The 11,858-nt window shown below is 69.9% G+C and carries 12 protein-coding genes; 7 read left to right on the top strand and 5 right to left on the bottom strand.

Features of this window, described 5'->3' with window-relative positions; all coding sequences use genetic code 11:
* Nucleotides 1-2: 2 nt before the first annotated feature.
* On the bottom strand, nt 3-941 hold the full coding sequence (locus AAHM41_RS20440; protein WP_342238422.1) for an aldo/keto reductase: 939 nt from the start codon (nt 939-941) through the stop codon (nt 3-5).
* Between the two features lie 148 nt (nt 942-1,089).
* Here AAHM41_RS20440 and gfa point away from each other — a divergent pair, with 148 nt between their 5' ends.
* Nucleotides 1,090-1,659: an S-(hydroxymethyl)glutathione synthase gene (gene gfa / locus AAHM41_RS20445; RefSeq protein WP_342238423.1), complete on the top strand. Its 570-nt coding sequence runs from the start codon at nt 1,090-1,092 to the stop codon at nt 1,657-1,659.
* Between the two features lie 212 nt (nt 1,660-1,871).
* Here the strand turns inward: gfa and AAHM41_RS20450 are convergent, their stop codons facing one another.
* The 3 genes from AAHM41_RS20450 to AAHM41_RS20460 all read right to left on the bottom strand — a co-directional run bounded on the left by AAHM41_RS20450 (nt 1,872) and on the right by AAHM41_RS20460 (nt 4,094).
* Nucleotides 1,872-2,537, bottom strand: coding sequence for a dihydrofolate reductase family protein (locus tag AAHM41_RS20450; protein WP_342238424.1), 666 nt, complete (start codon nt 2,535-2,537; stop codon nt 1,872-1,874).
* 161 nt (nt 2,538-2,698) lie between these two features.
* Nucleotides 2,699-3,562: an oxygen-dependent coproporphyrinogen oxidase gene (gene hemF, locus AAHM41_RS20455; RefSeq protein WP_342238425.1), complete on the bottom strand. Its 864-nt coding sequence runs from the start codon at nt 3,560-3,562 to the stop codon at nt 2,699-2,701.
* Nucleotides 3,563-3,644: 82 nt separating this feature from the next.
* Nucleotides 3,645-4,094: a tRNA (cytidine(34)-2'-O)-methyltransferase gene (locus AAHM41_RS20460; protein ID WP_342238426.1), complete on the bottom strand. Its 450-nt coding sequence runs from the start codon at nt 4,092-4,094 to the stop codon at nt 3,645-3,647.
* A gap of 173 nt (nt 4,095-4,267) precedes the next feature.
* Here AAHM41_RS20460 and petA point away from each other — a divergent pair, with 173 nt between their 5' ends.
* The 6 genes from petA (at nt 4,268) to AAHM41_RS20490 (ending at nt 10,077) form a co-directional block, all read left to right on the top strand.
* On the top strand, nt 4,268-4,852 hold the full coding sequence (petA, locus tag AAHM41_RS20465) for a ubiquinol-cytochrome c reductase iron-sulfur subunit (protein WP_342238427.1): 585 nt from the start codon (nt 4,268-4,270) through the stop codon (nt 4,850-4,852).
* Between the two features lie 23 nt (nt 4,853-4,875).
* On the top strand, nt 4,876-6,150 hold the full coding sequence (locus AAHM41_RS20470) for a cytochrome b (RefSeq protein WP_342238428.1): 1,275 nt from the start codon (nt 4,876-4,878) through the stop codon (nt 6,148-6,150).
* A 2-nt stretch (nt 6,151-6,152) separates the two neighbouring features.
* Complete coding sequence (locus tag AAHM41_RS20475) at nt 6,153-6,974, top strand: cytochrome c1 (protein WP_342238433.1); 822 nt, start codon at nt 6,153-6,155, stop codon at nt 6,972-6,974.
* Between the two features lie 84 nt (nt 6,975-7,058).
* Nucleotides 7,059-8,753: an acyl-CoA dehydrogenase family protein gene (locus AAHM41_RS20480; protein WP_342238429.1), complete on the top strand. Its 1,695-nt coding sequence runs from the start codon at nt 7,059-7,061 to the stop codon at nt 8,751-8,753.
* On the top strand, nt 8,750-9,310 hold the full coding sequence (locus AAHM41_RS20485) for a DUF924 family protein (RefSeq protein WP_342238430.1): 561 nt from the start codon (nt 8,750-8,752) through the stop codon (nt 9,308-9,310). Before AAHM41_RS20480 ends, AAHM41_RS20485 begins: the two co-directional genes overlap by 4 nt.
* On the top strand, nt 9,310-10,077 hold the full coding sequence (locus AAHM41_RS20490; protein ID WP_342238431.1) for a VOC family protein: 768 nt from the start codon (nt 9,310-9,312) through the stop codon (nt 10,075-10,077). The genes AAHM41_RS20485 and AAHM41_RS20490 overlap by 1 nt, the downstream gene beginning before the upstream one ends.
* Here AAHM41_RS20490 and AAHM41_RS20495 read toward each other — a convergent pair.
* Nucleotides 10,074-11,450 (bottom strand): M23 family metallopeptidase, encoded by a 1,377-nt coding sequence (locus tag AAHM41_RS20495; RefSeq protein WP_342238432.1) that lies wholly within the window; start codon nt 11,448-11,450, stop codon nt 10,074-10,076. The two genes, AAHM41_RS20490 and AAHM41_RS20495, sit on opposite strands and share 4 nt — an antisense overlap.
* Between the last annotated feature and the right edge of the window lie 408 nt (nt 11,451-11,858).

An 11,858-nucleotide genomic window follows, 5' to 3' on the forward strand; every position in this document is an offset into this window, starting at 1 on the left:
CGTTACGCCGCCGTCGTCTCCGCCGCCAGCTCGGCCCACAGCGCCTCCGGAATGTCCTGCCGCAGCAGGGCCAGGTTGCGGTCGACCTCCTCGGCCGACTGGTGGCCAACGACGACGCTGGCCACGGCCGGGTGGCACAGCGGGAACTGCAGCGCCGCCGCCGGCAGGGGCACGTCGTGGCGGCGGCACACTGCCTCGATCCGCCGGGTCTGCTCCAGCACCTCGGGCGGCGCCGGCTTGTAGTGGTAGCGTGCGCCCTCGACCGCGCCGGTGGCCAGGATGCCGGTGTTGAACGGCGCCGCCACCAGCACCGAAATCCCCCGCGCCACGCAGTCGTCGAGGAACGGCACCGAATCCTGCTTCAGCAGGGTATAGCCGCCGGCCAGCATCATGCAGTCGAAGTCGCCGGCCTCGGCAAAGCGCTGACACACCTGCCAATTCCCGACGCCGACGCCGATGGCGCCGACCACACCCCGGCTGCGCAGCTCCGCCAGCGCCGGATAGGCGCCGTCCATCGCCTCGGCGAATCGGGCCTCATAGGCATCGCCGAGCAGGTCGGGGGTGACGTCGTGGATGAAGACGATGTCCAGCCGGTCGCGCTTTAGCTTGGCCAGGCTGCGCTCGACCGAGCGCAGGATGCCGTCCCGCGTGTAGTCGAAGCGGTTCTGCCCGTCCTCGGTGGTGCGGCCGGCCTTGGTCGACAGCACATGCTCGTCGCGCGGCCGGTCCGCCAGCGCCGTGCCGAAGCGCGTCTCGCTGACCCCGCCGGCATAGAGGGCGGCGGTGTCGAAATGGCGCAGGCCGCGGTCCCAGCAATGGTCGACCAGCGCGGCCACGGCGGCGTCGCCGATCGAGCTGAACAGGCTGCCGCCGCCGATGCCGAGGCGGGACACGCGCAGCGATGTACGGCCGACCGGGCGGCGCTCAACGGGATCGAACATGGTGCTCCTCGGGGTGGCTCAGGCTGGGCTGATCCCCGATCTTGGCACCATTTCTCGTCCGAGGGTCCAATAGAGATTCCGCCGTACATGTCCGACACTTCCGCCGGAACGACCATCCGGGTCAACGAACGTCAAAGGGAGAAACGCGATGAGCGAGTCCATACACCCGGTCGTCGACGGCGGCGTGCGCCAAGGGTCAGGCAGCTTCCAGGGCGGCACGCTGACCTGTCTGTGCACCGATCGTCCCGTCAAGGTGCGCATCGAGGGCGACGTCGCCCACAACCATGCCTGCGGCTGCACCAAGTGCTGGAAGCCGAAGGGCTCGGCCTTCTCGGTCGTCGCCGTGGTGCCGAGTGACAAGGTGACGGTGCTGGAGAACGGCGACAAGCTGGCGGTGGTCGATCCGAGCGCCCTGATTCAGCGGCACGCCTGCAAGCAATGCGGCGTGCACCTGTACGGCCCGGTCGAGTGCGACCATCCGTTCAAGGGCCTGTCCTTCATCCATCCGGAGCGGTTCGACACCAGCGGCTATGCCGCGCCGACCTTCGCCGCCTTCGTCTCGTCGATCATCGAATCGGGCGTCGACCCGAGCCGCATGGACGGCGTGCGCGCGCGGCTGACGGAGCTGGGGCTGCCGCCCTATGACTGCCTGTCCCCGGGGCTGATGGACTACATCGCGACCTGGACCGCCAAGCGCTCCGGCGCCCTGCCGGCCTAGAGCCGGACGGCTTTGGATCCGACCAGGCCAGGGTGATCGACCAGTGATTGCCTCTCCCGCTTGCGGGAGAGGTCGGAGACGCGAAGCGGCTCCGGGTGAGGGGATTTTGTCGAGGCCTGTGCCAGCCCTCACCCGGTCTCGCTGCACGTGCCCGACCTCTCCCGCCAGGTGGGAGAGGTAATGCGAATGCTGACACCAGGTGGATCCCCGGCTCACCCTTCCCGTTTCATCCGCTCGCGCCGGGCGAGCTCGGCCTCGGTCGGCTCGGCCAGGGCGAAGGACCCGGTCGTCACCTCGCCGGACCGGACATAGCTGCTGATCACCACCCCGGTGGTCGAGACCTTGCTGTCGACCAGCTTCAGCCCTGCCGGGATGGCGCCGCGGCCGAACAGCCGCTTGCCGGGGCCTAGCACGATCGGGAAGGTCATCAGCCGGAACTCGTCGATCAGGTCGTGCGCCAGCAGGGTCTGGATCAGGTCGCCGCTGCCTTGCAGCAACAGGGTCGGGCCGTTGTGCCGCTTCAGCTCGGCGACCGTCTTTGCCGCATCGCCGCGCAGGGCCACCGAGTTCTGCCAGGACAGGGGCGCGGCCGAGCGGGTGGCGACATATTTGGTCACCGCGTTGAACACCTTGCCGATCGGATCGTCCGCGGCGACGTACGGCCAGTGGGCGGCGAAGATCTCATAGGTCTTGCGGCCCAGCAGCAGGTCGAAGGGCGTGCCGAAGGTCTTGTCCAGCGCCTGCCCCATGATGTCGTCCGCGTGCGGGAACACCCAGCCGCCCAGCGCGAAGCCGCCGGTCGGATCCTCCTCCGGCCCGCCTGGGGCCTGCATCACACCGTCCAGGCTGACGAATGCGGCGGTGACGACCTTTCTCATCTCATTCTCCTGTCGATGGCGGCGTCTCGCGCGCCGGGTTCGACCGAAGGACGGTCGGCGAGGCGGCGATCCGACATGCCGCCCCTTTTTGCGTCCGACCGGCACCGGACGCGCAGAAAGCGCCTCCATCCGGCCGCGCCAGTAGCATTATCAAGCGGTCTCTAAGGCCAGGCCACCAGGGGCGGCAGCGACATCAGGATCGCCTCGGTGTTGCCCCCGGTCTTCAGGCCGAAGGTGGTGCCGCGGTCGTACAGCAGGTTGAACTCGACATAACGGCCGCGGCGCTGCAGTTGGTGCTGGCGCTGCGCCTCGGTCCAGGGCCGGTCCATGTGGCGGCGGACGATGCGCGGATAGACGTCGAGAAAGGCCAGGCCGACCTCGCGGGTGAAGGCGAAATCGGCCTCCCAGTCGCCGCTGTCGAGATTGTCGTAGAAGATACCGCCGACGCCGCGCGGCTCGTCCCGGTGCGGCAGGAAGAAGTACCGGTCGCACCACTCCTTGAAGCGCGGGTAATAGCCCGGGTCGTGCCGGTCGCAGGCGGCCTGCAGCACGGCGTGGAATTCCGCGGTGTCCGCCTCGTCGGGAACCATCGGCGTCAGGTCGGCGCCGCCGCCGAACCAGCCGATCGAGGTCTCGATCCGCCGCGTGTTCATGTGTACCGCCGGCACCAGCGGGCTCTGCAGATGGGCGACGAGGCTGATGCCCGAGGCCCAGAACCGGCCGTCGCCCTCGGCGCCCTTGATCTGCGCCCGGAACGCCTCCGAGAACTCGCCATGCACGGTCGAGATGTTGACGCCGACCTTCTCGAACACCCGGCCGCGCATCGTCGACATCACGCCGCCGCCACCGCCCGGCCGGTCCCAGGCCCGGCGCTCGAAGCGCCCGGGCGGCCGGTCGGACAGGGGGCCGGCATAGTCGTCCTCGATCGCCTCGAAGGCGGCGCAGATCCGGTCGCGCAGCGTCGCGAACCAGGCGGCGGCTTCGGCCTTGCGGGCCTCGGTCGGGGCGGGCGAAGTCGGGCTCATGCGGCGGCCTCTGTTGCTGCGCCGGCACCATAGGACGGGCGGGAGGGCCGGGAAAGGCCATCCGCGCCGCAGGTCCCGGGCATCAGGGGCCGGCGCCGGTCTGCCGAATCGCCTCGCCCAGAACCATCGCCGCGGCGGTCGCGACATTGATCGAACGCGCCTCGGGCCGCAGCGGGATGATGATGCGGGCATCCGCCGCAGCATGCACCGCCTCGGGCACGCCGGCGCTCTCGCGCCCGACCATGATCCGGTCGGACGGGGCGAAGGCGAAGCCGGCATAGGGCTGGCTGGCCTTCGTGGTCAGCAACACCAGCCGCCCGGCATGGGCGATCTCGGCATAGCGCCGCCAGCTGGTCCAGCGCGTGAGATCGAGGAAATCCGCGTAGTCCATGGCCGCGCGCCGCAGCCGCCGGTCGTCGACCAGGAAGCCGCAGGGCTCGATCAGGTCGACCGCGACGCCGAGCGCGGCGGCCAGCCGCATCATCGTGCCGGCGTTCTGCGGGATGTCGGGTTCGTAGAGGACAAGGCGCATAGGGGGCCGCGGTGCTGCGTCGCTGTGTGGTTCTAGCGAATTGCAAGGGTCGGAATGGCATTGTATAGACCCCAGGCCGCCTCCTGCCCGGGATACGGCGTCGTCGCCCGGGCCCGAAGCCAGCTCGGGGGCGCGGGGGAAGATAAGGTCGACCAAGAAGGACCGTTGCAACAATGTCGGATACCACCCTCCAGGGCGCGCCGGGCCCGAATCATACGCCGACCGGGGATCACGCATCCGGGGAGGGGGGCACTCGTCGCGACTTCCTGTATCTCCTGACCGGCGCTGTGGGCGCGGTCGGCGTCGCCACCGTCGCCTGGCCCCTGATCGACAGCATGAACCCGTCGAAGGACGTCCTGGCCCTGGCGACGATCGACGTCGACCTGACGCCGGTGGCGGTCGGCCAGTCCCTGACGGTGAAGTGGCGCGGCAAGCCGGTGTTCATCCGCCACCGGCCGGAAGACCAGATCAAGGCTGCCGAAGAGGTGCCGCTGAGCCAGCTGCCGGACCCGCAGCCCGATTCGGCGCGCGTGCAGAAGGCGGAATGGCTCGTCGTGGTCGGCGTCTGCACCCATCTCGGCTGCATCCCGCTGGGCCAGAATCCGGGTGAGAACCGCGGCCCGTTCGGCGGCTGGTTCTGCCCCTGCCACGGGTCGATCTACGACACCTCCGGGCGCATCCGGTCGGGCCCGGCACCGCTGAATCTCGAGGTGCCGACCTACGCCTTCACCGCCGACACCAAGGTCAAGATCGGCTGAGCCGCTCGTTCCGGAGACTTCCCATGGCCCACGCCTCAGCCCAACCGACCCATTTCAAGAACCCGGCGATCCGCTGGATCGATTCGCGGCTGCCGATCTTCTCGATGATGTACAAGGAGTACGGCGAATACCCGGCTCCGCGGAACTTCAATTATCTTTGGAACTTCGGCGCCATCGCCGGGATGATGCTGGTGATCATGATCGCCACCGGCCTGTTCCTGTCGATGCAGTACACGCCGCATGTCGATTTCGCCTTCCAGTCGGTCGAGCGCATCATGCGCGACGTCAATTACGGCTGGCTGATGCGCTACATCCATGCCAACGGCGCGTCGATGTTCTTCATCGCCGTCTACATCCACATCTTCCGCGGCCTGTATTACGGCTCGTACAAGAGCCCGCGTGAGCTGGTGTGGATCTTCGGCGTCCTGATCTTCCTGCTGATGATGGCCACCGCCTTCATGGGCTATGTGCTGCCCTGGGGCCAGATGAGCTTCTGGGGCGCCACCGTCATCACCAACCTGTTCTCCGCCATCCCGCTGGTCGGCGAGAACATCGTCACCTGGCTGTGGGGCGGCTTCGCGGTCGACAACCCGACGCTGAACCGATTCTACTCGCTGCACTTCCTGCTGCCCTTCGTGATCCTCGGCGTCGTCGTCATCCATGTCGGCGCCTTCCACGTCACCGGCTCGAACAACCCGTCGGGCATCGACCCGAAGGGGCCGCAGGACACGCTGCCCTTCCACCCGTACTACACGGCCAAGGACAGCTTCGGCATCGCCGTGTTCCTGATCTTCTATGCCTTCATCGTGTTCTTCGCGCCGAACCTGATGGGGCATGCCGACAACTACATCCAGGCCAACCCGCTGCAGACGCCGGCGCACATCGTCCCGGAATGGTACTTCCTGCCGTTCTACGCGATCCTGCGCTCGATCACCTTCAGCCTGTTCGGCATCCCGGCGAAGCTGCTCGGCGTCATCGCCATGTTCGGCGCCATCGCCATCCTGTTCGTGCTGCCCTGGCTCGACACCAGCCGGGTCCGCAGCGCCCGGTTCCGCCCGATCTACCGCTGGTGCTTCTGGCTGCTGGTCGCCTCGGTGATCGGCCTCGGCTATGCCGGGTCGCAGCCGCCGGAAGGGCTGCCGGTGGTGATCGGCCAGGTCGGCATGGTCTACTACTTCCTGCACTTCCTGGTGATCCTGCCGATCCTGGGCAAGATCGAACGGCCGCTGCCGCTGCCGCGCAGCATCAGCGAATCCGTCCTCGGGCCGTCGGCCGCTACGAATACGGTGAAGGCGTGACCATGCCGCTCCTCGACAAGATCATGCTGCGATCCGCCCTCACTGCCGCGGCAATGCTGCTGACGCTCGGCGCCGGGCTGCCGGCCGCCCGGGCGCAGGAGGAGCATGCTGTGGAGCCGCCGGCCCAGAACTGGACCTTCGGCGGCTTCTTCGGCACCTTCGACCGGGCCTCGGCCCAGCGCGGCTTCCAGGTCTACAAGGAAGTCTGCTCGACCTGCCATTCGATGCACCTGATGTCCTACCGCGATCTCGGCCCCGGCGGGGGCGGCGGTGGGCTCGGCTTCACCGAGGACGAGGTCAAGGCCATCGCCGCCGAGTACAAGGTCGCCGACACCAACGATGCCGGCGAGCCGATCGAGCGCACGGCGCTGCCGTCGGACCGGTTCCACAACCCGTTCCCGAACGACAAGGCGGCGGCGGCGGCCAATGGCGGCAAGGTGCCGCCCGACCTGTCGCTGATGGCCAAGGCGCGCGGCTCTGGCGGCGAGACCGACGGCCCGAACTACGTCTACGCCTTCCTCACCGGCTTCCACGATGCGCCGGAAGGCTTCCAGGTGCCCGACGGGCTGAACTACAACGCCTATTTCCCCGGCCATGTCACGGCGATGCCGAATATCCTGACCGACGGCGCCGTCACCTACAGCGACGGCACCGAGGCCAAGCACGAGCAGATGGCCTGGGACGTCGTCAATTTCCTGATGTGGACAGCCGAGCCGGCGATGGAGGAGCGCAAGCACACCGGCGTCAAGGTGGTCCTGTTCCTGATCATCTTCGCCGGGCTGTTGTACTCGGTGAAGCGCAAGGTCTGGGCGAACGCCCACTGAGCAGTTCGACTTCCGATCCGACACGAGGCGGCGCTTGCGCCGCCTCGTGCTATTTTGGGGCATCGCTGCTGGGAGTCCGCCGCCATGGACCGGATCGAGACCCGACCGCTCGCGCTTCCGCCCGCGATCCGCGGCCTGAACCTGTTCACCACCGACCGCGACCTGCAGCGCCGCCTGGACCGGCGCAGCCCGGACCTGCTGCCGCGCTTCGGCGACCGGCTGGCCGAGTTCGGCGCCTGGGTCGGCGACGCGGTGGAGGCGCAGGCCGACTACACCAGCCGGCACGCCCCGCCGCGGCTCGAAAGCCATGACGGCACCGGCGCGCCGGTCGGCCGGGTGGTGCTGAACGCCGAATACCGCGCCTGCCACGCCGACGCCTATCGCCGCGGCGTCATCGGCCTCGCCTTCGGCCCTGAGCGGGCGCCGCATCTGCTGTCCTTCGTCATGGGCGGCGTGCTGTCCCAGGCCGACGTGTCGCTGCACTGCCCGGTGACACTGACCGGCGCCGTCGCCTGGGCGCTGGACCGGCTGGCGCCGGACCCGGTGCGCAGCCAATGGCTGCCGCTCCTGACCCGGATGGATGGCCAGGCTCTGAGCGGCGGCACCTGGGCGACCGAGCTGCATGGCGGCACCGATGTCGCCGCCACCACCACGGTGGCGGAGCCGGACGGCGCGGCCTGGCGCCTGACCGGGCTGAAATGGTTCACCAGCAATGCCGGGGCCGGGCTGGCGCTGGCCACCGCCCGGCCGCGCGGCGCGCCGGACGGGGCCCGCGGCCTGGGCTGCTACCTGGTGCCCTCGGCGCTGCCGGACGGCACGCCGAACCGTCTCCATGTCCGCCGGCTGAAGGACAAGGTCGGCACCCGCGGCCTCGCCACCGGCGAGACCGTGCTGGACGGCGCCTGGGCGGTCGAGGTCGCGCCGCCGCCGCACGGCCTGAAGGCGATGCTCGAGGCGCTGGAATACAGCCGGGTGCACAACGCCTTCGGCGCCGCCGGCATGCACCGCCGCGCCCTGCTCGAATCGCTGGCCTGGACCAGCCACCGTCGGGTCGGCGGCGCGCTGCTGCGCAGCACTTCGATGATGCGCGACGCGCTGCTCGACCTCGCCGCGACCCAGGAGGCCTCGGCGGCGCTGGCCTTCGAGGCGGCCGTCGCCTTCGAGGCGCCGGGCGAGGAGCCGGCGGTCGAGGGCTGGCGCCGTGCCGCCGTGGCGCTGGCCAAGTACTGGACCGCGGCGCAGGCGACCGCCGCCGCCGCCCAGGCGGTCGAGATCGTCGGCGGCAACGGCTACACCGAGGAATGGCCCACGGCCCGGCTCTACCGCGACGCGCTGGTCACCGCGGTGTGGGAGGGGCCGGCCAATGTCCAGGCGCTGGAGTTCCTGCGCGCCACCATTGGCAAGCTGCCCGGCGACCAGGCTTTGCTGGACCGAATCTCCGGCATCCTCGCCGCGGCGCCCGAGGCGCTGCAGCCGATCTCGGCGCGGCTGCGCCCGGTGCTCGACAGCTGCCGCGCCGGCTTCGCCCATCTGCGGGCGCGGCCGGAGGACGGGCCTCGGCTGGCCCGCCGGCTGATGCATCCGGCGGCCGAGCTGCTGGCCGCTTCGTTGATGCTGGAGGAGGCGGCCGCCGACCTGGCCACGGGCGACCGGCGCAAGGCGCTGCTGGCCGGCCGCTTCGCCCTCCGGCTCGACCCGCATGGCGCTGTGGACCTCGCCGAGGATCCGCTGCATGCCCTGTTCGACGATATCATCGGCCACGGACTCTGCCCCGCATGACCCCACTCTCCGTCTCTGCCCATGACCTGCTGGCCTTCTGGTTCGAGGAGTCCGGGAAGGAACGCTGGTTCTCCGGCGACGCCGGCTTCGATGCCGAGATCCGCGCCCGGTTCCTGACCCTGCACGAGGAGGCCGCTTCCGGCCGGCACGACGACTGGGCCGGCACGCCGCTCGGCGCGGTCGCGCTCTGCATCCTGCTCGACCAACTGCCGCGCAACCTCTTTCGGGGCACGCCGCGCGCCTTCGCCACCGATCCCAAGGCGCTGGCCGTGGCCAAGGCAGCGGTCGACCGGGGCTTCGACCACGACCCGGCGCTGACCGACGACCACCGGCTGTTCCTCTATCTGCCCTTCGAGCACAGCGAGGATCTGGCCGACCAGCAGCGCAGCCTGGACCTGCAGGCCGCCGGAATCGCCGACCCGGAGTATGTCGACTATGCCCGGCGCCACCTCGCAGTGATCGAGCGCTTCGGCCGCTTCCCGCACCGCAACGCCATCCTCGGCCGCGCCAGCACGCCGGAAGAGGAGGCGCATCTGGCCGAGCACGGGGGCTTCTGATGGCGGCGATCACCGGGCTCGACCATGTCATCCTGGCGGTGGCGGCGCTGGATGCGGCGCGCGACACCTGGCGCCGCCTCGGCTTCACCGTGACGCCGCGCGGCCGCCACATCGGCTGGGGCACCGCCAATTACTGCATCATGCTGGAGGCCGATTACATCGAGCTGCTCGGCGTGCTCGACCCGACGCAGTTCGACAACGGCCTCGGTGAGCGCCTGGCGCGGGGCGGGGAGGGGTTGCTGGGAATCTCGCTCGCGACCCGCTCGGCCGATTCGGCCGCCGCCGCCTTCGACGCGGCAGGGGCGGGTGGAGAGCCGGCGCGCGACCTCGCCCGGCTGCTCGATCTGCCGGAGGGTCCCGTTCAGCCGGCCTTCCGGCTGTCCTATCCGGCCCGGCGCGACGCCTTCGGCCTGCCGCTCTTCGCCACCGAGCACCGGACGCCGGAGCTGCTGCGCCGGCCGGAATGGGAGCGCCACGCCAACGGCGCGACCGGGATCCTCCGGCTCGACCTGCCGAACCCGCTCGCCGAGCCGGCCCTGGCCGCCTGGGCGGCGTTGGACGGGGCGAGGCGCGAGGGCGATTCGGTCGCGATCGGCGGCTTCACCCTCGGCGTCGGCGACCAGCCGATGCTGCACCTCGCCACAAGCGACCTCGATGCCTGCGAATCGGCGTTGCGGGCCGGCCACGTCGCCCATGCCCGTCATCCGGGCGAGATCAGGGTGCCGCCGCTGCCGGGGACCGGCCTGGCGCTGCGCTTCGCCTTCTAGCCGTTCACGCCTTGGCCAGTCGAGGCGACCGGCGCCTCCTCGGTCAGCTGCCGGAACTGCCGGTCGATCGCCTCGACCCGGCGCCGGAACTCGGTCCGGTCGCGGCCGGCCAGGGTGGTGCCGGTCGGCAGGTCGACGCTCAGCGGGTTGACCTGGGCGCCGGCGACCAGGACCTCGTAGTGCAGATGCGGCCCGGTCGCCATGCCGCTGGACCCGACATAGCCGATCACCTCCCCCTGCTTGACCCGCGCGCCCTTCTTCAGCCGGGCGAAGCGGCTCATATGGGCATAGGCGGTCGACAGCCTGCCGTTGTGCTGCAGCCGGATGACGCGGCCATAGCCGCGCTGGGTGCCGATCAGCTCCACCGTGCCGTCGCCGGCGGCGTAGATCGGCGTGCCGCTGGGGGCGCCGAAATCGACGCCGCGATGCATCCGGGTATAGCCCAGGACCGGGTGGCGCCGAGCGCCGAATCGGGAGGTCAGCCGTGCCCCGTCGACCGGGGTGCGCAGCAGCAGCCGGCGCACGCTGGTGCCGTCGCGGTCGTAGTAGTCGACCGTGCCGTCGCGGCTCTCGAACCGGTACATGGTCAGGGTCTTGTCGCCGAGCTCGAGCCGCGCCATCTCGACCGGCCCGAGCCGGGCGACGCTGCCGTCCGGGCTATGGTCCTGGCTGAACATCACGGCGAATCGGTCGCCCGGCTGCAGGTCGCGCTGGAAATCGACCGAATAGGCCCAGGTCTTCAGCAGCGACAGCACCACCGCATCCGGCACCCCGGCCGCGGTCGCATCGGCATAGAGGCTCGATTCGATCTCGCCTGCGATGCCGACCGGCCGGCTCTCCAACACCCGCTCGGCCTCGCTGCTGCGGAAATTGCCGTCGGGCGTGCGGCGCACGGTGACGGTGCGGTCGACCTCTGGCATCAGGCTGACCGCCTTCAGCACGCGCTCGCCACCGCTGCGGTCGAAGGTCACCGTGATCGGCTGGCCGATTCGCAGCTTGGTCGGGTCGTACAGCCCGTCCAGGGCCGCTGCGGCGGCATGGGCCTCGTCCTCGGCGATTCCGGCCTCGGTCAGCAGGCCGGTCAGCGTGTCGCCTGCCGCCACCTCGACCACCCGGCGTTCGGCGCCGCGTGGGCCCCGAGGCCGACTCAGACCCTCGTCGATGGCCGCCAGGACCCAGTCCGCCGGCTCGTCCGGGGCCGGAAACAGCGCGTCATAGGCGATCTGGTCATCCGATCGGAGCGTCGTCTGCGCTGCCGGGCCGGCAGTGGCGGCATCGGCGGGATGCGACGATTCGGGGAGAAGGAGAAAGGCACCGGCCCCGAGACTGGCCAAAGCGAGAATCGACAGGACTCCGAGCGGGACGATTCGCAATGGGTCGGTCTCCGAGGGGCGGTGGGGAGGCTGCCCGTTGGGCCGGGGCGTGCCTGAATCACCGGCCGAACATGCGGGAGCGGCGGAGTCAGGTCAACCGGCTGGGCCACCCGAAATCCCCACCCACAACCCCTTGCGCGCGTACGCACGAATCTCCACCTAGGGATGGCCGGATCGGGCGGAAGCGCTCGATCCGGCGGTGTCTGGAGCCTCTCTGCCTTGCGCGGGAAAGCACCTCGCGAGGAGAAAACGCTGTTCGAAAAATTTTCGTCACAAAGCGTTTGACAGGCCCCGGCGACCCCCCTATAAACCGCCTCACCGACGACGACACGGCGGCGAGCGAAAGCGAAACGGCGGGTCGGACAGGGCGGCAGATGAAAATCTGGTTGCACTGAGAAGTCGGAAGGA

Source organism: Inquilinus sp. OTU3971, from assembly GCF_038440215.1.